This window comes from Tannerella forsythia (genome assembly GCF_001006485.1).
Lineage (GTDB): Bacteria > Bacteroidota > Bacteroidia > Bacteroidales > Tannerellaceae > Tannerella > Tannerella forsythia.
Genome location: NZ_JUET01000092.1, coordinates 15688 through 42323 on the forward strand (window position 1 = coordinate 15688; position 26636 = coordinate 42323).

General features: G+C 43.8%; 24 protein-coding genes and 2 pseudogenes. 13 read left to right on the forward strand and 13 right to left on the reverse strand.

All coding sequences use genetic code 11. From position 1 onward, the window contains the following. Window positions 1-55: 55 nt before the first annotated feature. The 9 genes from Tanf_RS08980 (at window position 56) to rhaD (ending at window position 9698) form a co-directional block, all read left to right on the forward strand. Entirely contained in the window at window positions 56-1330 is a 1275-nt protein-coding gene (locus tag Tanf_RS08980) for a S41 family peptidase (RefSeq protein WP_080948606.1), read from the forward strand. 202 nt (window positions 1331-1532) lie between these two features. Continuing rightward, window positions 1533-2354, forward strand: coding sequence for a 3-methyl-2-oxobutanoate hydroxymethyltransferase (gene panB, locus Tanf_RS08985; protein WP_046825635.1), 822 nt, complete (start codon window positions 1533-1535; stop codon window positions 2352-2354). 26 nt (window positions 2355-2380) lie between these two features. Continuing rightward, the gene (gene proS / locus Tanf_RS08990; protein ID WP_046825636.1) at window positions 2381-3859 is read left to right on the forward strand and encodes a proline--tRNA ligase; all 1479 of its coding nucleotides are present in this window, start codon (window positions 2381-2383) and stop codon (window positions 3857-3859) included. A 53-nt stretch (window positions 3860-3912) separates the two neighbouring features. Beyond that, window positions 3913-4269 carry a DUF3127 domain-containing protein gene (locus tag Tanf_RS08995; RefSeq protein ID WP_046825637.1) on the forward strand — a complete coding sequence of 119 codons (357 nt, stop codon included), beginning with the start codon at window positions 3913-3915 and terminating at the stop codon, window positions 4267-4269. A 160-nt stretch (window positions 4270-4429) separates the two neighbouring features. Further along, window positions 4430-4993, forward strand: a complete 564-nt coding sequence (locus tag Tanf_RS09000; protein WP_014223687.1) for an RNA polymerase sigma-70 factor — start codon at window positions 4430-4432, stop codon at window positions 4991-4993. A 105-nt stretch (window positions 4994-5098) separates the two neighbouring features. Then, window positions 5099-6532, forward strand: a complete 1434-nt coding sequence (locus Tanf_RS09005; RefSeq protein WP_041591012.1) for a rhamnulokinase — start codon at window positions 5099-5101, stop codon at window positions 6530-6532. A gap of 41 nt (window positions 6533-6573) precedes the next feature. Next, window positions 6574-7830, forward strand: a complete 1257-nt coding sequence (locus Tanf_RS09010) for an L-rhamnose isomerase (protein ID WP_041590530.1) — start codon at window positions 6574-6576, stop codon at window positions 7828-7830. A gap of 24 nt (window positions 7831-7854) precedes the next feature. Beyond that, the gene (locus tag Tanf_RS09015; protein WP_046825638.1) at window positions 7855-8865 is read left to right on the forward strand and encodes an L-rhamnose/proton symporter RhaT; all 1011 of its coding nucleotides are present in this window, start codon (window positions 7855-7857) and stop codon (window positions 8863-8865) included. A gap of 23 nt (window positions 8866-8888) precedes the next feature. Further along, entirely contained in the window at window positions 8889-9698 is an 810-nt protein-coding gene (gene rhaD, locus Tanf_RS09020) for a rhamnulose-1-phosphate aldolase (protein WP_046825639.1), read from the forward strand. 93 nt (window positions 9699-9791) lie between these two features. Here rhaD and dapA read toward each other — a convergent pair whose 3' ends face one another. Genes dapA through ligA form a run of 3 tightly spaced genes read right to left on the reverse strand, consistent with a single transcriptional unit; the run spans window position 9792 to window position 13239 of the window. Further along, on the reverse strand, window positions 9792-10685 hold the full coding sequence (gene dapA / locus Tanf_RS09025) for a 4-hydroxy-tetrahydrodipicolinate synthase (protein ID WP_014223682.1): 894 nt from the start codon (window positions 10683-10685) through the stop codon (window positions 9792-9794). A 23-nt stretch (window positions 10686-10708) separates the two neighbouring features. Next, a complete protein-coding gene (locus Tanf_RS09030; RefSeq protein WP_014223681.1) occupies window positions 10709-11239 on the reverse strand; it encodes a DUF6913 domain-containing protein in 531 nt (176 codons plus the stop codon). After that, window positions 11236-13239 carry an NAD-dependent DNA ligase LigA gene (gene ligA, locus Tanf_RS09035; RefSeq protein WP_046825669.1) on the reverse strand — a complete coding sequence of 668 codons (2004 nt, stop codon included), beginning with the start codon at window positions 13237-13239 and terminating at the stop codon, window positions 11236-11238. The genes Tanf_RS09030 and ligA overlap by 4 nt, the downstream gene beginning before the upstream one ends. Before the next feature lie 94 nt (window positions 13240-13333). On the opposite strand from ligA, the pseudogene Tanf_RS14375 reads away from it, so the two are divergent. The 4 genes and pseudogenes from Tanf_RS14375 to Tanf_RS09045 form a co-directional block, all read left to right on the forward strand. Next, a pseudogene (locus Tanf_RS14375) lies at window positions 13334-13477 on the forward strand (flavodoxin); the annotation flags it as partial. Window positions 13478-13497: 20 nt separating this feature from the next. After that, complete coding sequence (locus Tanf_RS15125) at window positions 13498-13668, forward strand: hypothetical protein (protein ID WP_155642384.1); 171 nt, start codon at window positions 13498-13500, stop codon at window positions 13666-13668. Between the two features lie 160 nt (window positions 13669-13828). Next, window positions 13829-13954 (forward strand): hypothetical protein, encoded by a 126-nt coding sequence (locus tag Tanf_RS15820; RefSeq protein ID WP_014223679.1) that lies wholly within the window; start codon window positions 13829-13831, stop codon window positions 13952-13954. A 147-nt stretch (window positions 13955-14101) separates the two neighbouring features. After that, the gene (locus tag Tanf_RS09045) at window positions 14102-14470 is read left to right on the forward strand and encodes a DUF488 domain-containing protein (RefSeq protein ID WP_046825640.1); all 369 of its coding nucleotides are present in this window, start codon (window positions 14102-14104) and stop codon (window positions 14468-14470) included. Window positions 14471-14554: 84 nt separating this feature from the next. Here Tanf_RS09045 and Tanf_RS09050 read toward each other — a convergent pair. From Tanf_RS09050 to Tanf_RS09095, 10 genes and pseudogenes are all read right to left on the reverse strand, one after another. Next, window positions 14555-15322, reverse strand: a pseudogene (locus Tanf_RS09050) (transposase); the annotation flags it as partial. A 186-nt stretch (window positions 15323-15508) separates the two neighbouring features. Next, window positions 15509-15904: a CRISPR-associated protein gene (locus Tanf_RS09055; RefSeq protein ID WP_201774588.1), complete on the reverse strand. Its 396-nt coding sequence runs from the start codon at window positions 15902-15904 to the stop codon at window positions 15509-15511. Then, window positions 15888-17180: a TIGR02221 family CRISPR-associated protein gene (gene csx2 / locus Tanf_RS13890; RefSeq protein ID WP_052449066.1), complete on the reverse strand. Its 1293-nt coding sequence runs from the start codon at window positions 17178-17180 to the stop codon at window positions 15888-15890. Before csx2 ends, Tanf_RS09055 begins: the two co-directional genes overlap by 17 nt. A 3-nt stretch (window positions 17181-17183) precedes the next feature. After that, window positions 17184-18329: a Card1-like endonuclease domain-containing protein gene (locus tag Tanf_RS09065; RefSeq protein ID WP_140230592.1), complete on the reverse strand. Its 1146-nt coding sequence runs from the start codon at window positions 18327-18329 to the stop codon at window positions 17184-17186. 177 nt (window positions 18330-18506) lie between these two features. Next, the gene (locus Tanf_RS09070; RefSeq protein ID WP_046825643.1) at window positions 18507-20879 is read right to left on the reverse strand and encodes a TIGR03986 family type III CRISPR-associated RAMP protein; all 2373 of its coding nucleotides are present in this window, start codon (window positions 20877-20879) and stop codon (window positions 18507-18509) included. A 2-nt stretch (window positions 20880-20881) separates the two neighbouring features. Then, window positions 20882-21292, reverse strand: a complete 411-nt coding sequence (locus Tanf_RS09075; protein WP_046825644.1) for a TIGR04423 family type III CRISPR-associated protein — start codon at window positions 21290-21292, stop codon at window positions 20882-20884. Beyond that, window positions 21292-22734 carry an RAMP superfamily CRISPR-associated protein gene (locus Tanf_RS09080; RefSeq protein WP_046825645.1) on the reverse strand — a complete coding sequence of 481 codons (1443 nt, stop codon included), beginning with the start codon at window positions 22732-22734 and terminating at the stop codon, window positions 21292-21294. The genes Tanf_RS09075 and Tanf_RS09080 overlap by 1 nt, the downstream gene beginning before the upstream one ends. After that, the gene (locus tag Tanf_RS09085; protein WP_046825646.1) at window positions 22731-24245 is read right to left on the reverse strand and encodes a hypothetical protein; all 1515 of its coding nucleotides are present in this window, start codon (window positions 24243-24245) and stop codon (window positions 22731-22733) included. Before Tanf_RS09085 ends, Tanf_RS09080 begins: the two co-directional genes overlap by 4 nt. A gap of 2 nt (window positions 24246-24247) precedes the next feature. Next, on the reverse strand, window positions 24248-24823 hold the full coding sequence (locus tag Tanf_RS09090) for an RAMP superfamily CRISPR-associated protein (protein ID WP_046825647.1): 576 nt from the start codon (window positions 24821-24823) through the stop codon (window positions 24248-24250). Beyond that, entirely contained in the window at window positions 24816-26372 is a 1557-nt protein-coding gene (locus Tanf_RS09095) for a Cas10/Cmr2 second palm domain-containing protein (protein ID WP_046825648.1), read from the reverse strand. Before Tanf_RS09095 ends, Tanf_RS09090 begins: the two co-directional genes overlap by 8 nt. Window positions 26373-26636: the final 264 nt, after the last annotated feature.

The window sequence follows — 26636 nt, forward strand, 5'->3', positions numbered from 1 at the left end:
AAGATAAACTCAAATCTGAATTTCAGTATTAATCATAGAAAATAAACTTGACATCATGAAAAAAATCATTTTATCTTTTAGCTTGATGATTGCAGGAACAATGCTAACATCTGCAGGAACGGGAATTCAAGAAAACACCGATCGCTTATCGGACGAAGAGAAGATATACGGTCTATCGACAGTCTGGAAAGAGGCCGACAAAAATTTTGTATTCTTCGATCAGGTGCCCGATCTGGATTGGAACAAGACATATCAAACATTTATTCCGAAAGTCTTGAAAACCCAAACGACGTACGAATACTATCGCATATTGCAGGAGTTTTGTTCATTGCTAAACGACGGACATACACGGGTCGTTATCCCGTGGGAACTTAGAGAAGTTTTCGAAGTCGCTCCCCCCATTCTTACGGAACTGGTCGATGGCAAAGTGATCATTGGCCGCATCTTGAACGATACACTTGAGCAGCAAGGCCTCTCGGTCGGAATGGAAATTGTAGCAATAGATGGGACGGAGGTACATGAATATGCGATGAAGTACATTCAGCCATTCGTGTTTTATTCCACAAAGCAGGATATGGAAGTACAGGTTTACGAACACAACCTACTGAAAGGACATATCGACAAACCATTGAAGATCAACACAAAAGACAATAAAGAATTTTCAGTGAGCAGAAGATTGAAGAAACTGGACAAACCGGTACAAATATTTGAATTTAAGGTATTGGATGATAATATGGGTTACCTGAAAATTAACCGATTTTGGGGTGATCGCTTCAAAAGCGAATTCGACAGTCTTTATCATGAAATAAGAAAGACCTCGAAACTGATTATCGACATATCGGAAAACGAGGGGGGCAACAGCGGATATTCCAATTATGTTATCAGCCATCTGATTGAAAAACCTGTTTTGTCGTCGAGATGGAAAACACTGATGTATATGCCTGCTTATGCCTCGTGGGGATGGAATACACAATGGCAGGACAATAGCGGAAGTATGATTCAGCCGGTACGTGAATCACTGCGTTTTACAAAACCAATCGTTGTTTTGATCAGTGAAAAAACGTATTCTGCTGCAGAAGACTTTGCATCTTTATTTCTGAATGCAAAAAGAGGTGTTTTAATCGGGAGAACAACAGCTGGAACAACAGGTAATCCTATCGGCTTCGAACTTCCCGGGAAGGGCTGGCTTCAGATATGTTCGAAAAGAGACTATTTAACCAACGGCAAGGAGTTTGTCGGTTACGGAATTGAACCTGATCACACAGTGAAGAAAACCAAGGATAAAGAAGAGCTTAAAAAGGAAGGCATAAAGATTTTAAAGAATCAGTGAAACGTATTTAAAGCATGGATCCCGACCGTCTATCTGATCGATCCCGATGGGCGGGTGGCGTATGCCGATATCAACGGACGTGGGTTGGAAGAGAAACTGCAGGAGATTTTCGGACGCAGATAAAACCTTGTTACAACAGAGTCCATCGCGTTTTTTCCTACAATAAAAAATAACTACCTTTGCCACGTTTTAAGTTCAGGAGATGTCAGTAGCAGTATCAGAAGACAACCGTAAAGTAACGACACACCGCCTTTTTGAAATGAAACAGCGGGGCGAAAAGATTTCGATGCTTACCGCCTACGATTATTCGATGGCGCAAATCATCGACCAGGCAGGCATGGATGTGATCCTCGTCGGCGATTCGGCCTCGAATGTGATGGCAGGCAATGTAACGACCCTTCCCATTACCCTCGATCAGATGATTTATCACGGCAAATCGGTGATGAAAGCCGTCAAACGGGCGCTTGTCGTGGTCGATCTGCCTTTCGGGACGTATCAGGGCAATTCGAAAGAGGCGCTCGCCTCAGCCATCCGCGTGATGAAAGAGACACATGCCGACTGCATCAAGATGGAAGGCGGATCGGAAATCAAAGAATCCATACAGCGCATCTTGTGCGCCGGCATCCCGATCATGGGACATTTGGGACTGACTCCGCAGTCGATCAACAAGTTTGGCACTTATGCCGTCCGTGCCCGTGAAGAAGAAGAAGCCCGCAAACTGCTCGAAGACGCCCATCTGCTCGAAGAATGGGGATGCTTCGCGCTGGTACTTGAAAAAATTCCGGCAGCACTGGCTTCACAGGTAGCTTCCGAGCTGAAAATCCCCGTGATCGGCATCGGTGCCGGTGGCGGTGTAGACGGGCAGGTACTGGTGATGCACGACATGCTCGGGATCAATCAAAACTTTTCGCCTCGCTTCCTGCGTCGCTACGCCAATCTTCACGAAGAAATGACGAAAGCGCTTCACGCCTACATCGAAGATGTTAAAGCAGGCGATTTCCCGAACGAAAACGAACAATATTGAAAAAAAAGAAACGAAAATAAATGACAATGGCAAAAGAACTAAAGGAACTCACTTCACAAGACGAAAATTATTCGCAATGGTATCAGGACTTGGTTGTAAAAGCCGATCTGGCCGAAAATTCGGCTGTGCGCGGCTGTATGGTCATCAAGCCCTACGGATATGCAATCTGGGAAAAGATGCAGCGTATTCTCGACGATAAATTTAAGGAAACGGGACATCACAACGCTTATTTTCCTCTGTTGATCCCGAAATCGTTTCTGAGCCGCGAAGCCGACCACGTCGAAGGGTTTGCCAAAGAGTGCGCCGTTGTGACGCACTACCGTCTGAAGAACGATCCGGAAGGTAGCGGCGTGATCGTCGATCCGGCCGCCCGCCTCGAGGAAGAACTCATCATTCGCCCCACTTCCGAGACTATCATCTGGAACACGTATAAAAACTGGATTCAGTCGTACCGCGATCTGCCGCTGCTCATCAACCAGTGGGCGAACGTAATGCGCTGGGAAATGCGTACACGCCTGTTTCTGCGTACGGCCGAGTTCCTTTGGCAGGAAGGTCATACGGCACATGCCACACGCGAAGAGGCCGAAGTCGAAGCGCGGAAGATGCAGAATGTCTATGCCGATTTTGCCGAAAACTATATGGCTATGCCCGTAATCAAAGGCGTGAAGACCGAAAGCGAACGGTTTGCCGGCGCCGTCGACACGTACACCATCGAGGCCATGATGCAAGACGGGAAGGCTTTACAAGCCGGTACGTCGCACTTCCTCGGACAGAATTTCGGGAAGGCTTTCGATGTGACGTTCATCGATAAAGAAGGAAAGACCGACTATGCGTGGGCTACTTCGTGGGGCGTTTCCACACGGCTCATCGGGGCGCTGATCATGTCGCACTCCGACAACAACGGGCTGGTGCTGCCACCGCATCTGGCGCCGATACAGGTCGTGATCGTACCGATTTACCGCTCTGCCGGGCAACTGGCGCAAATCAGTGAGAAGGTCGATAAAATCATCACCGGTCTGAAAGCGTCAGGCATCAGCGTGATATATGACGATCGTGACACGAAGAAACCCGGTTGGAAATTCGCCGAATACGAACTGAAAGGAGTACCGGTACGCCTGGCCATGGGAGGACGCGATCTCGAAAACAACACGATCGAGGTCATGCGTCGCGATACGCTCGAAAAAGAAACGGTTACCTGCGAAGGAATCGAAGCATACGTAAAGAATCTGCTTGAAGAAATTCAGAGGAATATTTTCCGGAAAGCGTTGGAGCATCGTGAGAAGCACACGGTCAAAGTCGATACGTACGACCAGTTTAAGGAAAAGCTCGAAGAAGGCAACTTCATCTTGGCTCACTGGGACGGCACACCCGAAACGGAAGAGCGCATCAAAAACGAAACGAAAGCGACTATCCGCTGCATTCCTTTCGACGACGCAACGCCCGGACAATGTATGGTAACCGGCAAACCGTCTGCTCAACGCGTTCTTTTCGCACGAGCGTATTGATAGACTCATACCGATAAATGTTATAATCAGAAATATCATAAAGTGAAAGAGATATGGAAGTAAGAGGAAAAATAATCGTCGTTCAACCGGTTCAGACGGGCGAAGGAAAGAACGGAACATGGAAAAAACAAGAGTATGTGATCGAATACGACCGGAATGCCCAGTATCCGCGTAAAATGATGTTCAACCTGTGGGGAGACCGGATCGACCAGTTTAACATTCAGGAAGGACAGGATCTGAAAATTTCGTTCGATATCGACTGTCGTGAATACAACGGACGATGGTATAACGATATACGCGCGTGGCGAGTGGAGCCGGACAACGAATCGGGAGGAATGCAACCGATCGATCAACCGCTTCCGCCACCGGAAATACCCCCTTCCGATCCGGCAGACGATCTGCCGTTCTGAACGGCCGAGAGAGAGGAGGCAGGAAGCGCTCCTCTCCGATGTAATACGCCCATTTCTTTTCGTACAATGAGATCGGCAAACAGGTATTCGTAAGGGAGAAATAAGTGAAAAACAACTTCTTTCTTCTCCCGTACGGATGTTTGAATCTTTGACCTGAACTGTGGAAAATAGAACGGATATAAATGACTTCGACCGATTGTATCACGACTACCGTCAACGATACATCCGTTTTGCGCGTACCTATGTGCGCGACACGGCCACAGCGGAAGATATCGTAATGGACAGTCTGATGTACTATTGGGAAAACCGCTCCGCTCTGCCACATCAAATGAATATTCCGGCTTATGTGCTGACCATCGTAAAGAACAGATGTATCAATCACTTGCGACGAGAACAAAAGCATCAAGAAGTAAAGCGAATGCTCTCGGAGCATAAAGACTGGGAGTTGAACGTGCGTATCTCTACCCTCGAAGCCTGTAACCCGGAGCAGCTCTTCTCCGAGGAGATACAAACCATCATACAAAGAACACTCGACTCCCTTCCGGAACAGTCGCGCCACATCTTTATCCGCAGCAAATACGAGCGCCTGAGTCACCGTGAAATTGCCGATGACTTGGGACTTTCCGTCAAAAGTATCGAGTATCATATCACGAAAACTCTTAAGATCCTCCGCCAAGCCCTTAAAGATTATTTCCCCGCCTGGCTCGCGCTGCTCGGTATTTGACCATTGCCGCATAGAGCGTAGATAAAATACCTGCTCAAAGAACGAAATTGTTTATCATTGGAAAAATATACCTATTTTTGTCCGGAAAATTCGGAGATCATGAACATGAATAAACATTATTTTCTGGCATTTGATTTGGGTGCTACCAGCGGGCGATCAATGCTCGGCATATTGGAAGGCGACAAGTTTGAGGTCCGGGAGCTGACACGTTTCCCAAACGCCATCATGGAGCTTCATGGCAGATATTACTGGAATATTTTCAGCCTGTACGAGTCGTTGAAGGACGGACTGCGCGAGTGCGCCCGTCAGGGAATCCGGCTCACGTCGATCGGTATCGATACGTGGGGCGTGGACTTCGGTTATGTCGGTCGTGACGGTACGATCCTCGGGTTGCCGCGCGCCTATCGCGATCCTTATACCAACGGGGCGCCGGATGAGTTTTTTCAACGTATTCCGCGCGATAAAGTGTATGGCATGACAGGAATTCAGGTGATGAATTTCAACAGCCTCTTCCAACTGTTTCGTGCCAAAGCCGAAGCATTCTCTCCTCTTGCGCAGGCCGATAAAATTCTGTTTATTCCCGATCTGTTGATCTACATGCTGACCGGAAAACAAGTCTGCGAATATACCGAAGCATCGACATCGCAACTGCTGAATCCTGCGACACGGCGTTTCGAACCGTCACTGCTGACAGCTATGGGCCTTTCGCCTTCGTTGCTCCATCCGCTTGTCGATCCCGGTACGACGATCGGCACGCTCACCGAGGCACTCGCTAAGGAGACAGGGATCGGGAAAGTGCCGGTCGTAACGGTTGCCGGACATGATACGGCATCGGCCATTCTTGCCGTCCCGGCGGAGAACCCGCATTTTGCGTATCTGAGCAGTGGTACCTGGAGCCTGATGGGCATCGAGACTTTGGCGCCGATCGTGACGAAAGAATCGTTCGAACAGAACTTCACGAATGAGGGAGGCGTCGAGGGAACGACTTGTTTTCTGAAGAACATCACCGGTATGTGGCTGCTCGAACAATGCCGCAAGGAATGGGAGAAGGAGGGGCGTACCTACACGTATCCGCAAATGGTGGATATGGCGGAACGTGTCGGAGAGGTGCAAGCCATCATTTCTCCCGACGATCCGCGTCTGGCCAACCCGTCGAGCATGCCTCAAGCCATCGCAGCTCTTTGCAGCGAAAAAGGGATGGCGTCTCCTTCGACCGATGCCGAATATATCCGTTGTATCTTCGAAAGTCTCGCGCATCGTTATGCCGAAGTAACGGAGAAACTTTCGGAAATGGCTCCGTTCCCGATCGAAAAACTACATATCATCGGGGGAGGATCGCAGAACGACCTGATGAACCGGTTGACGGCTCGCACGCTGGGCATCCCCGTCGTAGCCGGCCCGTCCGAAGCGACAGCCATCGGTAACTGCATGATGCAAGCCAAAGCGGCCGGACTCGTAAGCGACCGCTGGGAGATGCGCCGGATCATCGCACAAGCGTTTGCCGTAAAAACGTATCATCCCGAAGGAACAACACGATAAAAAATGCTATATTGTACAACGAACAAACATATCATAATATTATGGAAGAAAAGATAATCAAGAAATCGTATGAGATCGCAAAAGAACGTTATGCGGCGATCGGTGTCGATACGGATAAAGCCTTGTCGCAAATAGGACAACTGTCGATTTCGTTGCACTGCTGGCAAGCCGACGATGTGCATGGATTCGAGAATCTGGGAAGCAGCCTTACGGGAGGAATTCAGGTCACGGGTAATTATCCCGGTCGGGCGCGCAACATTGACGAACTGCGTGCCGATCTGGTCAAAGCGATGTCGCTCATTCCCGGAAGACACCGGCTGAACCTGCACGAGATTTACGGAGACTTCGGTGGCGAGGTTACAGATCGTGATCAGGTAGAACCGAGGCATTTCCAAAGCTGGATGGAATGGGCCCAGGAGAATCATCTGAAACTCGATTTCAACTCGACGTCATTTTCGCATCCCAAAAGCGGAAATCTGACTCTCGCCAACCCCGACAAAGGCATTCGCGATTTCTGGATCGAACATACGAAACGATGCCGTCAGATCAGCGAAGCGATGGGAAAATATCAGGGCGACCCCTGCATCATGAACCTCTGGATACACGACGGTAGCAAGGAAGTGCCCGTTAACCGGCTCAAATACAGGAAACTGCTCGAACAGTCGCTGGATGAGATTTTCGCGGTGAAATATAAACACATGAAAGACTGTATCGAAGCAAAGTTGTTCGGTATAGGGTTAGAGAGTTATACGGTAGGTTCATATGATTTTTACCTTGGTTACGGCGTAAAAAACAAAAAGATCGTGACGCTGGATACCGGTCATTTTCATCTTACCGAAAGCATTGCCGACAAAATATCGTCGATGCTGCTGTTTACGCCGGAAATTATGTTGCATGTCAGTCGCCCGGTACGTTGGGACAGCGATCATGTCGTTATCCTTAACGATGATCTGCAAGACCTTGCCCGTGAGATTGTCCGTTGCGACGCTTTAAAACGGGTACATGTCGGTCTCGACTATTTCGATGCTACGATGAATCGTATCGGTGCTTATGTTATCGGGACGCGCGCCACACAGAAAGCGTTCCTGTTAGCTCTGCTCGAGCCGCAGAAAAAGCTCCGGCAGTATGAAGAGAAAGACCTGCTGTTTCAACGGCTGGCTTTGCAGGAAGAACTGAAAAGCATGCCGTGGAACGCAGTATGGGATATGTTTTGCCTCCAACAGGAAGTGCCCGCAGGCGAAGATTACATCACCGAAGTGGAACAATACGAGAAAACAGTAACGAGTAAACGAAAATAATTTTCGGAGGCAGCAATCAAAAAGATGGAAATACTTACCGGACTACTGATTATCGCCGCAGGGAGTTTTGGGCAATCGAGCTCGTACGTCCCGATCAGGAAAGTGAAAGCATGGTCGTGGGAGTCGTTCTGGCTCGTACAGGGACTTTTTGCCTGGCTTATCTTTCCGTTACTTGGTGCCTTGTTGGCCGTACCCGAAGGACATCGCCTCGTTGAGGTCTATGCAGCGAATCCGGGAGCCACACTGTGGACCATCTTCTTCGGGATACTCTGGGGCATCGGAGGATTGACGTTCGGCTTGTCGATGCGTTATCTGGGCATAGCCCTCGGGCAGTCGATCGCCTTAGGTACGTGTGCCGGTCTCGGTACCATTCTTACTCCTCTCTTCACCGGTCGACCGGGGGACTTGACAATGCCGGTCATCGCGGGTGTGGCTGTGACACTGGCCGGCATAGCGGTCATCGGTTATGCCGGCAGTCTCAAGTCGGCGACCCTCAGCGAAGAAGAGAAGAAGGAATCAGTGAAGGATTTTCATTTCACACGTGGTATCATGGTGGCGTTGTCGGCAGGTTTTATGAGCGCCTGTTTCAGTATCGGCCTTGGTTTTGGCGAATCGTTGTGCTTTACGCAGACCGCCGATATTTACAAGACCTTACCGGCCGCCCTGATGGTTACCTTAGGCGGCTTCGTGACGAATGCGACCTATTGCTTTTATCAGCATGCAAAGAACCGTACCTGGAGCGATTACGGTCAAACAGGTCTTTACGTTAACAACCTCTTTTTTTGTGCCTTGGCAGGTGTCCTGTGGTATAGCCAATTCTTCGGACTGAGTCTTGGCAAAGGCTTTTTGTCTGCGTCGCCGGTATTACTCACCTTTTCATGGTGTATCCTGATGGCGCTCAACGTGACCTTTTCGAACGTATGGGGCATCCTCCTGAAGGAATGGAAGGGTTGTTCGAAACAAACGATTGCCGTGCTGATTGCCGGACTGCTGCTGCTTGTTTTCTCTTCTTTCTTGCCTGAACTATTGAAATAAAAACAAATTAAAACATCATAAAGATGAAATCGATTCTAGACAATCGGCCTGTTCTGGCACGGGACGTTAGCCAAGTGGCCGAAGTGGCCGGATACCTTTGGCAAAAAGGCTGGGCCGAACGGAACGGAGGAAATATGACCCTCAACATCACCGAATGGGTGGACGACGAGATCCGTCAACTGCCGGCTTTGAGCGAGACGATTCCTATCGGACTGACTTTGCCTCACCTCAAAGGCAGTTATTTCTACTGCAAAGGGACGAACAAACGCATGCGTGATCTGGCACGATGGCCGATGGAGAACGGTTCTGTCATTCGGATTACGGACGATTGTTCGGGGTATGTGATCATTGCCGACCGTCCGGTGAGACCGACGTCGGAGTTGCCGTCACATCTCTCCATGCACAATAAATTTATTGCTTCGGGAAATGGGTACAAGGCTGTGTTGCATACCCATCCGATTGAGTTGATTGCGATGTCGCACAGCAAAAAGTTCCTTCAGAAAGATGTGCTCAGTCGCCTTTTGTGGTCAATGATTCCGGAAACAAAAGCTTTCTGTCCGCGCGGACTGGGCATCATCCCTTACGAGATGCCGTCGTCTATCGACTTGGCGGAGGCGACACTCAAAGAATTAGACGACTATGACGTGGTGATGTGGGAAAAGCACGGTGTCGTGTCGGTAAGTACCGACATTATGGAGGCCTTCGATATGGTCGATACGCTCAGCAAGTCGGCACAGATTTACATCAACAGCAAGTGCATGGGATATGAACCGGAGGGAATGAGTGACGAGCAAATGGCTGAGATGACACGCGCGTTTCATTTGCCCAAATGAGCGTTTCTTCTACGATCCGTGTGAATCATCCGGCGCGATGTGTTATTGCGTTTTGACACACCTTCGTGATTATTCCGCAGCTGGCGTGCCGTTTCAGCATTGGATATGCAGCCGATGCAGCACGTCACGTATCTTCTCATACGTCGTGATGCGTGTCGGCACGAGCGGTAAACGCAGTTTGTTCTCAATAAAGCCCATCATGTTCAGCATGCTCTTTACGCCGGCCGGATTGCCGTCGACGAAGAGCAGCTCGAACAGTTCCATAAAACGCGAGTGGATGACACGGGCATTCGTATAGTCGCCTTCGAGCGCAAGCCGTACCATACGACCGAATTCTTTGGGGAAAGCGTTTCCGATTACCGAAATAACTCCAATTGCTCCTAAAGCGATGAGGGGAAATGTGATACCATCATCTCCTGAGATAACTTGGAAATCAGCTGGTTTATGCTTGATGATATCATCCATTTGTTTGATGTTTCCCGAAGCCTCCTTGATGGCTATGATATTCTTAAAAGTAGAAGCGAGCCGGAGGGTCGTTTCCGCCGTCATATTCGCTCCTGTGCGTCCGGGTACGTTATACAGCACTACCGGCAGCGGGGTCGCTTCGGCCACAGCCTCGTAGTGCCGAAAAAGTCCTTCTTGCGAAGGTTTATTGTAGTAGGGAACTACGGACAAGATAGCGTCGATACCCTGAAAGTCGCCGTGCTTTAACGTGTCGACTAACACTTGCGTGCAGTTCCCGCCGACACCCAACACAATCGGTATGCGACGCCGCACTTGTGTCACGACTTTCCGTACGATTAGCCCTTTTTCTTCTTCCGTCAGTGTCGGAGTCTCTGCCGTCGTTCCCAGCACGACCAAATAATCCGTACCGTTCTGTATCTGAAACTCGACTAATCTGAGCAAAGCCTCGTAGTCGATGCTTCCGTCTTGTCTGAAAGGTGTGATCAGGGCAACGCCCATCCCGCTTAAGTCGGTTGTAGCCATAAGTAATATCCGGTTCTTCCTGTTTATCTCGAACGAATGGATTGTAGATAGATCAGTATCTGCCCGAACAGAAAAGGAATATCGTACACGCCGTCTTTCATGACGATAGACATATCGTACATATTGACTTCGGAAGATCGCTTGGCTCCTACTTTGAAAGACGAGGGATGTTGCAGCATCAGATAGCGCATGATCGGCGCCTCATGGCTCGTCAGGTCGACCAACATATCCACCGACAGACCGTTCAACTGTTTGCATAAATTCTTGTCGGGGAAACTCCAGATATTGATGTCTTTCCCTTCTTCTACGAGCAGGTAAGCGTAATCCCATATCGGCGTCTCCTCGTCTTTCCGCGTATAAACGCAGACGTGCACGGTTTTCTTCATGGCCTTGAGCGTTTCGACACAAGGCTCTACCGCTTTCCAGTCTCTTGCTTCACACATTAAAAGGATATACCGCACATCGTCGAGCGAACGGTAACAATGTGCCCGTATCAGAGCTTTTTGCGCCAGTGATTTGATTTTCTTGTATAAAAAGTGTCTTGTCAGAATCATTCCGCTAATATGTTTAAGAATTCCTCTTCATTGATAATTTTAATTCCCATTTTTTCGGCTTTGGCCAATTTGGCCGGCCCCATGTTGGCTCCGGCAAGGAGGTAGTCGGTTTTCCCGGAAATAGAACCCGTATTTTTTCCACCGTTTTGCTCGATCATGGCTTTGTATTCATCGCGCGAATGGCGTGTAAACGTACCACTGATGACAAATGCCAGTCCATTCAATTTCTCTGAGCGTGTAGCCGGTGCATCTTCCTGCAAAGCCATCTGCAAACCGTATTCCTTCAGTCGGTCGATCATGTTTCGATTGCGTTCGTCGGCGAAAAAATCGATCACGCTTTGTGCAATCCGTTCGCCGATCTCGTCCGTCTGTATGAGCGATTCGAGCGAAGCCTGCTCCAGATGTTCCATGTTACCGTATGCATACGCTAATCGTTTGGCAACGGTTTCTCCCACATACCGAATCCCCAGACCGTACAGCACCCGCTCAAAAGGTACCTGTTTCGAGGCTTCAAGACTGTCCATCAGGTTTTTTGCACTCTTCTCCGCCCAACGTTCGAGACGTAACAGATCGACGGTGCGGAGGGTGTACAGATCGGCCACGTTACGCACGTAACCGGCATGATACAGATCTTCGACCGTCTCAGGCCCCATATTGATGTTCATCGCTTTGCGTGTCACGAAATGCTCGATCTTTCCTTTCACCTGAGGCGGACACGTTCGCTCGTTCGGGCAATAATGCGCCGCCTCTCCTTCGGGGCGTATCAAGGCCGTCCTGCATTCCGGACAATGGTGTATGAAGGTGACCTTATCGCCCATCAGCATCGGACGTGCTTCCGTATTTACCCCAACGATTTTCGGAATAATTTCTCCGCCCTTCTCGACATATACGCGGTCGCCGATATGCAAATCGAGTCCGGCAATGATATCGGCATTATGCAGCGATGCGCGTTTGACGACTGTTCCGGCCAGTTGAACGGGGTCCAAGTTGGCAACTGGGGTGACAACGCCTGTCCGTCCCACCTGATAGGAGACGGACGTCAGACGTGTTTCGGCGCGCTCAGCTTGAAATTTATACGAGATGGCCCAGCGAGGACTCTTGGCCGTATGCCCGAGGAAACGCTGCTGTTTCAGTGAATTGACTTTTAGTACGATACCGTCCGTCGCAACCGGCAAGTTTTTTCGTCCCACGTCCCAATAGGCAATATAATCGTTTATGTCCTGCAGATTACGGCAGACACGAAGTTCCTCGGATACTTTGAATCCCCACGTACGTGCCTTTTGCAAATTCCCATAATGCTCGTCGGCGGGTAATTCCTCGCCCAGCATATAATAGAGATACGCATCAAGCCGTCGGGCCGCTACGATCTGAGGGTTTTGCTGTTTCAACGTGCCGGACGCCGCATTGCGCGGATTGGCAAACAACGGCTCTTCCTGCGCCTCGCGCTCTTTGTTCAGTCGCTCGAATTCCGTCCACGGAAGAACAATCTCTCCGCGTATCTCGAACCGTTGGGGATAATCTTTTCCATGCAGTTTCAGCGGGATCGACCGGATCGTTCTCACATTGGCCGTCACATCGTCACCACGTATTCCGTCGCCACGGGTAACGGCCTGCATCAACCGGCCGTCTTCGTAAATCAGTGAGATGGAAGTACCGTCGTATTTCAGTTCGGCGACGATCTCGAAAGGTTCGTTGAGCGCTCTGGCTGTCCGTTCATAAAAATCCCGGACTTCTTCTCTCGAGTATGTGTTTCCCAACGAGAGCATCGGATAGCGATGGGTGACCTGTTCAAATTCTTTCGATAAATCGCTTCCTACACGTTGGGTGGGCGAATGGGGATCGAAAAACGCGGGATGTTGCTCTTCGAGAAACTGCAACTCCTTCATCATTTCATCGTACTGCTTGTCGGAAATCGTCGGCATGGAAAGCACGTAATACCTGTAGTTGTGCTGCTCCAGCTCTTCCCTTAACGATTTTATTTTATTTTCTATCCCGTTCATGAACTCCGTAAACGATACCAAGTTGCAAACATAGATAAAAAAGCCGAGATTTTTATACACGAACGGATAAAAATCAAATCGGGAATATCCGGACACTGTTGCGGACCTTGACTGGACTGACCATCAATCACGCTCAAGCGTTGAGATGAAAGACAAGAAATCACCTCCGGCCATCAAAAAGCTTTTAGTGAATATTGCGGACTGTGATGTCATTTATGTCGGCTTTCCTGACTCATGACCGTTACAGCTCAAAACATCATGTCACAGAACGTCATTGATGTCCACGCGCACATCTTTCCGCAGACCTATCTCGTCGCACTCGCCCAGCACGACACCCTGTTGGACGAGGGCTTTCCGCGGAAAAATGCTCAAGAGTTTTTCGGAAAAAGAGAACGAAATATAAAGGACTTATACTCGATGAACCGATAAACAGAAACGGTATTTGAGCGGATTTGCTCCAACCTGTCCGCTATCTGTCATTATCATCTTTGAAATGCGCATCAGTGACTTTTTTACATAGTGAAAATTATTTTTTTATTGCATATCAACGAAATATGTGCTATCTTTGGGGTGTAAAACAAATTCCATTATGGCACAGATAGAACAAAGACCGAATTACTGCGACTTTACGACCGATCTCCGCTACGTCAAGAGCGGAAACAAGTTTCTCCTCCCAATCGAGAAGCTCATCGAGGTGCGGCCGATCAACACGTAACCTGAATTGCAAGTACACCCAAACGCAGCATGCCGTGGAACATTTGTCCTATCCGGCACGGTTCGTGTTCAAGATTCTGCTACTTGGGATATGGTATCTTAGTGTCAAAAACGATCAAATAAAGTCATAACCATATAGGATGAAGATATGATACAGGTTCGAATAAAAAGGGTTTTTGATCCGGAAGAAGCGTCGGACGGGTTTAGAGTCTTGGTAGACCGATTATGGCCACGAGGCATCAGAAAAGAGCAGTTACTTTACGACGCATGGGCGAAGGATATCACACCGAGCCCGCCCTTACGACAATGGTTTCATCAGGACGAAACAGGACATTGGGCGGAGTTTGTGCAGAAATATCGGCAGGAGTTGAGTGAAAATCCTGCAGTCGAAGAGTTTATCGATCGGCTTCGTGGGCAACAAACGGTCACATTACTTTATGCTTCGAAAAACGCAACTAGCAATCATGCGCTGATCTTGCAGGAATTTTTGACGAAACGGTTGAACCAGAGATCGTAACCGGCGAACGGTGTCTTTCTCTTTGTTTCTTGCGGATATGGCGAGATGGTACGATGGATGCCGAGATCAAAGTTGTTTAAGACATTTGAAGTTATAAGCAGCTGCTGCCAACAGTATGTTTATAGCATCCCCGGCCAATCCTTTGTAAAAGTTGCGGCCTAAACGATGATCTGATTTCAAGTGTCCGATGGTGGGTTCTATGCCTGCTCGCTTGCAGAATAATTTGTGTTTCTTGCACCTCTGATGTCTGCTATCTGATTGCTTGGGAATATCCGGGATTAAAATCCGGGTTCCGTTAACCTCTTTCTTACCTCGATAGCCTCTGTCACCCACAAGCATTTTGATCTTTCTTTGTGTGAGACTCTCAACTTGTGCTAACGAAGCTTCTATCGTGTGCCCGTCATACTCATTACGAAAAGACCGGGCTCCAAGGATAATACCCGTAGCCGAGCGGACGATGGATACCTTATTGCCAAATTCGTACTTCTTATGCTCTTTACCTTTGTTAATACATTGTACCTCAGGTTTGTGAATAGAATAAATCTTTTGCCGGCTATGACGTCTTTGTGAAAGAATGGCCTCAAATCTCTCAATCAACTCAGTGTAAACAGAATGCTCTCCAAGATTGCGCTTGAGTTCTCGAACTAATCTGCCGGCTATTGTCCGCAATTTCTTATCCGCCCTGAGTGCCTTTTGGTGATTCTTGGGATGATTGCGAAAACGTTGGTCGCGATAAATGCGTTTCAAAACAAAGGTATAGCTTTGGGGAAGAGGTAGCTCCGGCTTATGGACGATGTCCGGGACCTTGCGTACAATTTTTTTATGCAACTTGGCTTCAGTAGGAAAGGTGATTAATCATGAAAATCTGCAAGTTTCTTGCTATAAAGATAAGAAAACTTGCAGATTTATCAAAGGTTTTCGCAAACTAATTTGCTCAATATCAAGTATTAATAGGATGTTTTTAAGGATCGAATAAGTAGTTAAGGCAAATAATGTTTTTTATACCCGAACTCGATGGTTTTAAGAAATTTTTCATTGTTATAGATAATTTCTAAACTTTACGAATTTGAAAGTTATCTCTTTTTGTCCATTGCCTAAATCTATGCTATCACGTACAGATGTTGAGGCTACACAACGGATTCCGGCATTTTTTAATTTCTCTACCAATGCGAATGAAAAAGTCATCTCACCCATGATGTGTACAGCAACTTTGTTTTTTTGCCCATCGGCCAGTGTGAGGATTTTCTGCAGGTATTCATCCGTAAGTCGATCGATATAGTTTTCATCGCCCTCCGAATCAATGGCGGGGAACGGCATATCCATACACGCACCATATTGTGAAGCGGCTTGCTGTTGTGCCTTGTCCCACAAAGCTGAAGGATGGTTGGTGAGGTTGATTAGCATGATATGAAGATAATTAATTGGAGTTTCCAAGGATATCTAAGCATTTATGGAAAGATTTAAACTGTGTTTTAAATTCATTCTCTGTTTTCTTCCCCTTTGCATGATTTACATTATTTCTGTTATCCGCAAAATGCTTGTATTCTTTACGTAATTCTTTTATCCAGTCTAATGATAGAATTTCTTTTGTCAGTTTTTTGTTTTCCGCTAAACTATATTTAAAATTGTCTTCTTCAATATTTTTATCTTCTATATTCAAAACTCCCGAGATAAACATTCTAAAATCCTTTTCTTTTTCAAAAGGGTTTTTGTCATTAAATTTTTTAGCTACACAAGAAATAATATATTCTTGTCCTAAGGTGTAGGCCTGCTGTATCATTCCATATTCAAAAGCCCACGAAATGGCAACTTTTATATTCTCATCTGAAGGCTCAGGTTTAAAAGATGAGATTTTGTCGTTTATCCTGTTCAACAATTCTTTTTCACTTAATGTGATAGATTTGCTTCTTAAAGCTTTTTGAAACACTTCAAGGATTTTTTTTGCAAAAGCTCCGGATTTAATATCTGCCATCCTGCAAGTGGCAATATAGCCGTCAAGATTTTGCAGTTCTGTTTTTAATTTTTGTATAGCATCGTTGATTCTATTGTTATCAGATGTTTTTATTAAAGTTGAAATTGAACTTACTTTGCCGAAATTCTTAAAGTCATTTGCCGCCTGAATAGTTTGTTGTAAGTTTGTAAAGCCGGTTAAATCTATTATGGGTGCAATTCTTTTCTCCAAAGGCATTTTTTTAACTTCAGAAGCAAATCCTAGTTTCTCGAAAGCACCATAATATATCGACTTAACTTCCGTATCAAGCATGCTTCTGGAATAATTAAACAATATTGTCGAAAACATGGGTATGGACCGAAAAGCATGTGTTACATCAAAATAAATTTCATCTTTTGCTTCTAATTTATTATACACTGTATCGAAAATATCCCAAATTTCTTCAAGCGAAAAACCTTCTTTTATATTAACTTTTTCGTGTTTTACTTGCAAATTCAAGTCCTTTAATCGCTGATCTAATCCAATTTTTTCAATATCGGTTTGTGTATTTTTTTGACCATTATCCACCCAATTCATTTGACAGGCTCCTTCGGTGCAAAAAATAAATATCTTATCTTTCTCTTCCCATTTTTTACATATTGAAGAGATTAATGCCTCCTGAATAAATCTTACGGGTTTTGACACTTTTCCGTTGAGTTCATAATGAGTTTCAACATAATTGTTCGTTCCTAAAAACGATATAAATACTTTTCGTACCATATTTTATTTGGTATTAATATTAAATAGCTCGTTATCAATCGTTAAAAATAGCGCTTTCTTCGTTTCCAAAAAATGCGATTCTTGCAAAGAAAAGGTCATGATGCCATACTCTTCGCATTTTTTCTTCGCAACATCAGTCATTATGGCGTCAGTAACAAACAGCGCCTTGCTGGCCGTTCCTCCATACGCTCTGACAACAGAATTAAACTTGTCAATGTCCGTCGTTTTATTAATTTGCGTTTTGCATTCTACAAAGAGCAACTTGTTGCCTGCATTTACGATAATATCGACCTCATTTTTGTCGACATTGGATTTAAATGGAAAACGACAATTCATGTATATGTTTTTCGCTTTCTTCCAATGGCTTAACAATCGAGCAACTTTGTATTCAAACCATCCGGAATTGAACGCTAAGTCTATGGCATGAGGAGATTTAAGGACGATTTCCTCATTTCTCTTTTTTCCTTGGAGATAAATGCAGACAAACCCATCTTCTCCTTCGGTCGGCTTTTCCCAAGAAACAAAAGAAGTTGTCCCTCTCTTACTCTCAAAAGTCCCAAACGGTTGGTTTTTCAAAACATTTTGATCGGTCTTGTTCAAAAGAGAGAGCATGTTGGTAAACTCTGTGTGAAATCCGCCTTTTCGAATTTGTTCTATTTTTTGGCAACATTCTTTATCCGCTTCGGTATAATCATAAAAATTAGTATAGTGGTCGTCTATCGGATTACCATACAGCCTGAAAAGCGTAAACATATCAAAGTTGAAATCACTACAGCCTTGCATGGTTTTGTAATTCCAAAGCACATTGTTCTGATCCATGTAGACAACGGCAGCATTGGGCATCTTCTCAAACTCTCTGCCAAATAAATGCGACCATGACTTTAGTCCGCTCGAAATATTTAATGTGATCTCATCATTGGCATATTTTGCTTTTAATGTGTTGACACGCTCCATGATTATTTGAGGATTCGTAGTGTCTAAAGGCTTTTGTTCGTCTTCTGGCAAATCTATTTCCTTTCTTAAGGTTTCAACAGCCCGCGAACTTCCCTGAGAATAGATATAAACAACCTTATCGGGATTTGTTGCGACTATCCCGTTATAAACCGGAGCCGGTTGCCCACCAACCAATGTAATGTGTATTTTTGCCATGATCTAACTTCTTTATTATTCATCTATGCTCCGACTGCAACAGTAAAGCCAATCAGGTCTATACGGTGTTTTTATCAATTTGCTGTAAATTAATTTAATAACAAAAAAAATTACACTTTTTCGTATGAACTTTACAATAAATCCCACACTTTTTCATAGGAACTATAGATATCGGAATCATTCAATAATTTGATCATAAATTTGCTTGGCACGAGATTCGCTCGTCCATTTGACAATATATTTCCAAACGCCTTCATTACAAGTTGTCCAAAGTTGCCTTTCTCTATCTTTCTTTATAGACATATAAACACGACGTAGTGTCTCTGCCAGAATATCATCTTGTCCTTCAGATATCGAACTGCTATCGGATTTTTTAAGCCATTGCTCTATTCGATTTTTAGCTCCTTTGAAATCAACAACCTTATATTCGCCTTTAAGATTTTTTTCTTCAAGAAAAATGAGTCCTCCTTCAATTTGAGCTTGGCGGTGCCGTGCGGCTTCTTCTGCCTGACGCTTTTGCTGCTCTTGCTTGTCTTGTTCCATTACTTCACTTTCTTTCTGTCTAATTTTTTCATATAGATCGTCAATTTCATTGGTAGAAACCGTATATTGTCGTGCTTTCTCAAGAGACTGCTTTGCTGCTTCCAAGTTATTATCCGTCCAATGTAAATTAGCCTCTACCATACATTCATCGTATCTCTCTTTTTTCTCTTTTTGTCTTTCAAGAATCGCCTCAATGTTTTCTCTCTGTTTACCTGCAGCAACATTCCCGATAAATTTTGCATTGGGAACATTTCTCTTTACAATCTGTGAAAAAGTTCCTAATTGTTCCCCCTTGGAATACTGCTCCTTGCCTTTAATGAACTCATTATCTTCTCTCTTGGTACTCATTTGCATATAAGTAAATTCTTGTTCTCGCTCTTGGGAAATTCCTTTAGCCATTGATTTTAATTCGGAAATAGCTTTATTATCTTGAAACTTCTCCATTTCACCATCGAAATAACTGATAAGCTCTTCGACCGTATCATTTTTATCTACCAAATTTAGATTTGTTATTTCAACCTTTGACTTACCATAGCCATAAGGCTTCCCCGAGCCGAAACTATGCCTGCAACTATCATCATTGCCAAAAGTAATGGAAGATAATAGAGCGCCAAGTTCGACCCTCCGTAGATTATGAAACCGAATCTTTTCCTTGAAAGAAGTATTAGTATCTAATGGCACAAGAAGAGTCTCCATATCGGATGTCCCTTTTGTAGTATCACTAAGATTATTGCGAACCGGATATCTTTTAATTCCCGCAATTCGTACATGTTCGCTATTCCAAGTTTGTCCATTGCCTAAATATAATGGATAATACGATGGATGAGGATTTGACAATACCAACAAACGTTCATCAAGTATTTTTGGATTGTCTGTTGTACATATTGCATGCCCGAATTGTACTCTGCCTTTAAGAGAATTTCTCTTATCCATTCTTCCAAAGACACATTCAGCCAAATCCATGCGATCATTGTCCAAATCTTCTTTTCGCAATGCGCTGTAAATGGTGTTAAATGCAGGATACTTGAACATGTAAGACAAGCCCATCGCTTCTACTGATTTTCCATCCGAACTTAATACGATAAATACCGGGATTTTTTCACCGTCTTGTAATTTTTTCTTCCATAAATTCAGATAGTCAGGCGAATCTTTATGAATTGAAATGAATTCCTTGTATGTCACAGAAGGAATCTCAAACCTTTTTTCAACTTTTGAGGGAAACACAAATTCATAGTATTTTCCTTTCCAAATTTCTTTACCATTTTTTGCCGTTTTATTACCAATTTTCCTGTTTCCGGGTTGTCCCGTAAAAACAATTGTTCCCTTTTCTCCTTCATCGGAAAAACGAACAAACAGACGATTTCCGACTTTCAATATTGATCTCAACTCTTCATCAGGAGAAAAGGAACTTGTTAATGATTCATCGCCCATCAAATCATACTTAGCTTTAGCTGCACGATTAAAATCATTCTTAAAATCTCCTTTCTTTACAAAGTCATCAAGTCTGATTCCAAGTTTTCTATCAATTTCCTCAGCCGAAATACGCCAAGGAATACCACAATCGTCCAAAAAAAACTTATCATCTAAAGATGATAGCCAACCGCAATGCACTTTTTCCGGTTTTATCTTGTTTCGATAAAACTGACCGTCAACACCATTAGACAAATCTCGAATACCAAAACTTTGGTTAGCAACCGCTCCAATTTTTCCAAAACTTATAATCTCCAATACATTCCGAATAGCTCCTTTAATGGATGTCCCCGGAATGAAATATTTGCCATCCGGTGTCTTGCTGAACGATTTATAGGTATCATTCTTTGCCTCCGCATCTTCTTTAGTATGCCCATTGCGAACGAAGATGGGGGTTTCAGCAGTGATTTTCAATTCAATGGTACCACTCAATCCGTCAGAGAACGGAATATCTTGAGATATTTGATCAGCCCACTCCGGAAAAAAGATTTTATCCGATAACGGTACAAAATTAAACGGTGCTTTTATCGTTGCCATAATTATTTCTCCTTATCATTAAATCCGACAAATACCAATTCCGCAGGTTGAAGAACCGACATCCCTTCACATAACTCGTCTTTTTGTTTTCGTCCATATTTGCCTTCTGATTCTCCCCAATATTGCCTGAATTTTAAAGCTTTAACATCTCCCATTCTATGGGCAAGAAAAGATTGTTCGGTAAAATCCTTTTCAGAAAGTTCGTCTAAAATGTATTTTTTGACGATGTATTTTCCGTCCAAATATTTGATGCTGATTGATTGTTTGCCGTCAAACAGATGTCCTTCGATAATAAAAGGATTTATTTTTTTATCCAATGTTATCTCTAAATCTTCATTATTCAACACTTTCGGTTGATCTTTATCACTATACCATAGATAGCCCTGATAGGTTGATTTTTCTATTTGTTCCATTATTGTTCCTCCTTCGGGTAAATCGTTTCGTTATTTCGTTTTATTGTGCCGGTGAAGCATCCGTTGCCTCGGTTTACGCCACCGCCAAGGGGCAGCATACTCTTGCAAATATCTTCTAAAGCACATTCAAAAGCCTTTTGCACTTTTTCAAAATTCAACTTTTCCTTTTCTGCATTATCTTTTGCTGACTTTTCTTTTTCCACCAAACATTTTACAGCCTTTTCATTGAAAAGAATCTCTGTTGTGAATACTTCTCCTTTACCATAGGTCGGTTTTTCGCTGAACAAAGCACCACCAATAGTGCCACCTGTAAAGCGGTCGATCGAAACGTGATTCAAAATTTTATCATATAAAACATTTTCTATGATATCCGAAAAAATCAAATTCCCTCTCAATTGATTTTTCATTTTATCTCCGATGTTTTCGCCTTCGGAGCCGAACAAGACTTTTACGGCTTCATTATCTCTTCCTGTTTTGGGATATGTCTCCGGTTTATCGGCAAACCGTTCTAACAATCTATTATAATGAAAAGCCGTTCTATGGGAAATGGCACCCTTTATTGAAGAGGCAGGAATTAATACACATTTTTCAACAAAACCAGGTTTTCCATCGTTCCATTGAACGATATCTTCCTTGACCGGTGTCATATCTGCCTCCTCATCCCCAAAACCGGAGCCAAACAAGAAAAAGTCCTCAGGAGTGAGTTGAAGTTGGTATTTTACCCAATCCAAATCTCCCGGTGTGTTATCCGCAATCGGATCTCCTTCCCAATCCTTTGCAAGAGAGGATGATTTTTCCAAATAGAATTTCAAATCTTCCGGGACGGTTAAATCCAACTGTTTCGTTTTACAAGAAACGACCTTAATTTTTCCAAATCCACTGCGAGAGCCTCTGCCGATACGGAAAGTATTAGATGTCATTTTTTGAAGTACTTGTTTAAATGCCTCAAAATTTCTGCCGTCAGAAACCATCTCAACTTCAAAACAGAATCTACTCCCTTGATACACTACCTGTTCATCGAATTTACCTTTTTTTTCGGTAACCCCTTTGTTAAAAATACGGACATGCTGACGAATGGGTAATGTCACAAAATGGTTATAAAACGCATCTTTAAAATTAATAACCTGAAGGCCATCGATCACTTTTCCCTCTTTTCCTATCATCTTGGCCTCGGTAAAAATGATCTCAGATCCCTTACCCTCCTTGGATTTTCCCGGCACTTGATGACCGAAGATTCCCCTATCGGAACTCTTTAGTCCCATCTCATGTCTGAAAATTCCCGCTATCACAGTCCCCGGAATGTACGGCAGTCCGTTCACATCGGTTGCTACCAAAGCATCGGTGAAAATATCTCTCTCGCCGGAACCTACTGCCAAAGGTGTTTCGGCTTCAATCACAATTCTTGCTAAAAAACGATGAGTGTATTCGGTTGTTGTAATCATTGTCGCTCCTCCTTTCTGCAAACTTTCGCCATTTCTGCGGATAAATTAATCAATGCCCATTGAGCATTTTCGTCTGTAAGTTTTTCAAAAAATTCCTTAAACACCTTGAATCTTCCACGCTCGTCCCATTTATCTTTAGCGACTCCATGCGTCAAATAGGCAGCGGGTATTTGCTTCTCTTGTTCTTCATTATTCTTCACCTTACGGGTTATCGTTTTATCAAACAATTCCCACTTCAAATCTCCTAATGACTTATGCGTCATTGCGATGTTTCGAATAGTTCCCCATTGCGAAGCAAAAGCTTTAGAATCAGAAATGAACTTCTCTTTGTGGTTTTTAACAAACGTATTTACCATCTCATAGATTTCAAGATTCAATCTGTTTTTTCGGATTTGACTGTTGAGGTAAAGAAATAACGGGTTATTTTGAACATTTTCAAATTCAACAGCCTCGTTAGTAAAAACAGGAGTTGTTTTTTTTTCAAATTTAAACTTGGATTCTCCATTAGTTTGAGGATCGGTTTCAAGGAAATCAGGATTGACAATAATCTTCCCGAAACCTTCATTCTGATAACTCCCGACATAAGGTTTCAACGCTCCTTGCATTTGTTCGATCGCTATGACACTGCCTTTCTCTATGCCACAACGATCCGCATCAGATGCCCGACGCTTGAAATTCCAAGGGGCATACTGGAAGGTACGTATTTGTGATTTTTTCCAATTAATCGTTCCGGCATCCAAGCCGAAATCCTTAATAGTCGGCTGAAAAGTCGGCAAGCCGTTATTATCCAAAAAAATCAGACGGCTATCGGCATAAATATAAACCGAATCAGATGTCACAGGATAATTTACTTTATCAATATAACTACTCGGCTCAATGAATACCAAACCAAATTGAGCGGTACGAGAGCGTCCGATGCGTTTTTCACCACAAATAGCCTCATGAATTTTATCCATCAATATGGTATCCACATCCTCATCGGCTGCGATTTCAAAGAGGAACGTCATCCCTTTGTCTAAAGATTCATAACCAAACATAGCTTCATCTTTCGAACGACGAAGTTCACGATTATATGCTGATTTAATGGCGAAAGATTTCTTAACTTCAACTTCTTTTACCCAGTCCTTTTCGAAAATATAGAATCCTGCCCGACACTGTTTGAGTTGCTGTGGTTCACCGCTATCTTCCGTATCTTTTTCTCTATCATAAACATGATGGATATAACAAACATCACTTGGCTTTTTTAATTTGGGATAATACATCGATGCGGGAACCCGCAATGCCCTTTTTCCATCTATTTCGGGATGTGCATCACCAAAGCGTACTTTTCCGCTGTGGAAAATAATTAGAGACTCCTCTGGTTTTAATAGGGAATACAACTCTCCGGCAACGATTCCCAAGAAATTGTTGCCCGGTATGAAATCCAGAGTCTGATTATTTCCCTCGGTTGCCGATTTCACATTCAGAATAACATCCGTACATAAAGTACATCTATATTGAAGTATCTTCATAATTATTCCTCCTTTTTTTGTCTGTCAATGATAGAAATATTGCATCGTCCCAACCCACGATTACGGTTTTGTCCAAGACGTTTTATCATTTTCAAACCGTTTTCAATATGTGTCAGTAATGTATCCGGAATATCCTTGATACTTCCAATCACTTCACAAGGGATAGTTACTTCCATTTTTCTCAAACTATGCTCTTGCGCAATACCATCCTCTTGAATAGCCGTCGAGGCAATCGTACGGTACAAAAAACGTTGAGCATGGTGGGAAGCTATGGACTCTCGTTCTTGTTTTGCCAATTCAGCATTACCGAAAAACATACATCCTTGTTCATTCTTTTCCTTATCATCTAAAGATCCAAAAGCTTTTACAATCTCTTTTTCTTCAATTCTATTTTCACTATCCACTTGTGCCAACAACTCAACTGCTTCGCGGACTAAACCTTTCATGGTTTTTCCAGGAACATACGGTAACCGCTCCTTGTCCTTAACGACCAACGCATCGACATCTGCTCCAGCCGCTAAACCCGATCCGCAATGCCAATCGGTAAGAAATGTAATTTTATATTTAATGTCATTCATCTGTATGCTCCTCCTTAGTAGTTTGTTTGGTGTCTTGATAAACGATGGAATGAAGAGCGAGAATATCATATACCGGATAAGTGTGAACAATCTTGTCTTCATCATTTTCCCTTATAGTTCTATCGTTTGATTTCAGTAAATCATTTTCGATATAGGATTTAAAATTCGAAGCCATCGCTACCATCCTTTTCATTTTCTGTTCCGCCGCATGAGTATCTCTGTGCATAATACTCATCCACTGTCGTAAATGTGCTTTAATGGCGTTGCCCTCTTTTCCTTCCAACTTTTGTATCTTTTTATTCAAATCGGAAATTTTCCAACGTCCAACAATTTCATGAAGATAATAGGGCCCAAATTCCCATGAATAATAGTTCTGAGGAGTAAGTTCGCGTTTTGCAATTTCATCAAAATCTTCCACAAACGAATCCTGTACTTTATGAAACATTAAACAAGAAGGAGCCAAACCATCCTGTTTGCGTTCATCTTTTTTCGCATCCTTCTTTGCCCTTGAGCACAATGCTTCCGCCAACGCATAACCGTAGTAAAACGGGAAAGATGATTTAATGTAGGCAATGCCGGCACAGGCTGTGAGTTTTCTGGCACCGTCTTTCCCAAAAACTTGATTGTCTTGCAAAATATCCCCGAGCAACCGTTCTGTCTGGTTTTCAAATTCCTCTAAAAAAACTTCTACATACGGAATGGCAATGTCTCCACGACAAATGAGAGTCAAATCATCACCGCCAAGGACAATTGGACGAATGGGAATACATTCTAATCCGTCAAAATGTTTTTTCACTGCTTCAAAAGCGCTATTCGCAGCTTTCGTGGTTGCCTGATCCAATTTTTCTGAAAATTCTTTGAATACCTTTTCTTTTTTCCCAATTTTAGAAACAATCTGTCCCAACCCATTGCCATCGGCATGGATAATAGCAATCCAATCGTTTTTATTAGTTATATCATTAATATCGAGAGCTATACGATCTTTTAAATTTTCAATTCCAAATGACTTAATACATAATTCATAATGAGCAACGGAAACAACCGTTCGTTTTTTTTGTGTCGGGAGATCAAGAAAATCATCATCCTCTTTCTCAACAGCAGGCAATCCTGTTTTTCTTGACCTTTTTATCCCCATCAAACCGAGGGTAGTACTGCGCATGGGACGATTACGCTGAATGCGCAAACGTTCTTCCAACAATTCAACGGCCTTTTCAAAAGTTTTTGTCGGTTCTTCATCTCCATAAGTGACGACAGCCTGACTAACCGTGATTCCAGGAGCCATTTCCATCACTTTTTTAGGAAACGCTTTCACGGCTTCTTCACACGCTTTCCTACTGTCAAAAATATGTTTGATATTTCCGGCAGCACGCAAGATGGATTTTTCATTTTGAGGACCTTTTTCCCCTCCAAATTCATCAAAAGCCGTGGTGCAGATCTCCTCCACCAACTCACTCGCCCCAACAATTTCACGCAGTTTGTTGGTCTGAAAGATAAATCCTTGGATACCTTGTACTGCCGCTCCATAAAGGTATTTTGTTTTCTTTTCCATATTAATCGACTCCTTTCTGTTTGATTGTTGATACTGCTTGCAAAATTATTATTTTTATCATTAAATTCGACTTTTTTCAAAAAAAATAAAGAAATATGCCTTTTTTGATTAAGTTGGTATTTTTTTAGTCTGTTATGGCTTTGGCTTTTATCAATCGATTCGTGTCTTTATATCACTTTTAAAGTGGTTTTAGAATAAATTGTAGTAATTTTTGTGTGAATTAGAGGTGGGAAAACTGTTTTTTATATACGAACGGATAAAAAT

Coding starts and splice junctions, on each gene's coding strand:
- Tanf_RS15125 (WP_155642384.1), top strand. CDS start 13,498: ATGTCACAGAACGTCATTGATGTCCACGCGCACATCTTTCCGCAGACC.
- Tanf_RS09070 (WP_046825643.1), bottom strand. CDS start 20,879: ATGGCAACGATAAAAGCACCGTTTAATTTTGTACCGTTATCGGATAAA.
- Tanf_RS09095 (WP_046825648.1), bottom strand. CDS start 26,372: ATGGAAAAGAAAACAAAATACCTTTATGGAGCGGCAGTACAAGGTATC.
- Tanf_RS08980 (WP_080948606.1), top strand. CDS start 56: ATGAAAAAAATCATTTTATCTTTTAGCTTGATGATTGCAGGAACAATG.
- Tanf_RS09065 (WP_140230592.1), bottom strand. CDS start 18,329: ATGGCAAAAATACACATTACATTGGTTGGTGGGCAACCGGCTCCGGTT.
- Tanf_RS08995 (WP_046825637.1), top strand. CDS start 3,913: ATGGAAGTAAGAGGAAAAATAATCGTCGTTCAACCGGTTCAGACGGGC.
- proS (WP_046825636.1), top strand. CDS start 2,381: ATGGCAAAAGAACTAAAGGAACTCACTTCACAAGACGAAAATTATTCG.
- Tanf_RS09085 (WP_046825646.1), bottom strand. CDS start 24,245: ATGAAGATACTTCAATATAGATGTACTTTATGTACGGATGTTATTCTG.
- Tanf_RS09080 (WP_046825645.1), bottom strand. CDS start 22,734: ATGATTACAACAACCGAATACACTCATCGTTTTTTAGCAAGAATTGTG.
- Tanf_RS15820 (WP_014223679.1), top strand. CDS start 13,829: ATGGCACAGATAGAACAAAGACCGAATTACTGCGACTTTACGACCGAT.
- csx2 (WP_052449066.1), bottom strand. CDS start 17,180: ATGGTACGAAAAGTATTTATATCGTTTTTAGGAACGAACAATTATGTT.
- Tanf_RS09005 (WP_041591012.1), top strand. CDS start 5,099: ATGAATAAACATTATTTTCTGGCATTTGATTTGGGTGCTACCAGCGGG.
- Tanf_RS09045 (WP_046825640.1), top strand. CDS start 14,102: ATGATACAGGTTCGAATAAAAAGGGTTTTTGATCCGGAAGAAGCGTCG.
- Tanf_RS09015 (WP_046825638.1), top strand. CDS start 7,855: ATGGAAATACTTACCGGACTACTGATTATCGCCGCAGGGAGTTTTGGG.
- Tanf_RS09075 (WP_046825644.1), bottom strand. CDS start 21,292: ATGGAACAAATAGAAAAATCAACCTATCAGGGCTATCTATGGTATAGT.
- ligA (WP_046825669.1), bottom strand. CDS start 13,239: ATGAACGGGATAGAAAATAAAATAAAATCGTTAAGGGAAGAGCTGGAG.
- panB (WP_046825635.1), top strand. CDS start 1,533: ATGTCAGTAGCAGTATCAGAAGACAACCGTAAAGTAACGACACACCGC.
- Tanf_RS09030 (WP_014223681.1), bottom strand. CDS start 11,239: ATGATTCTGACAAGACACTTTTTATACAAGAAAATCAAATCACTGGCG.
- Tanf_RS09090 (WP_046825647.1), bottom strand. CDS start 24,823: ATGAATGACATTAAATATAAAATTACATTTCTTACCGATTGGCATTGC.
- rhaD (WP_046825639.1), top strand. CDS start 8,889: ATGAAATCGATTCTAGACAATCGGCCTGTTCTGGCACGGGACGTTAGC.
- dapA (WP_014223682.1), bottom strand. CDS start 10,685: ATGGCTACAACCGACTTAAGCGGGATGGGCGTTGCCCTGATCACACCT.
- Tanf_RS09010 (WP_041590530.1), top strand. CDS start 6,574: ATGGAAGAAAAGATAATCAAGAAATCGTATGAGATCGCAAAAGAACGT.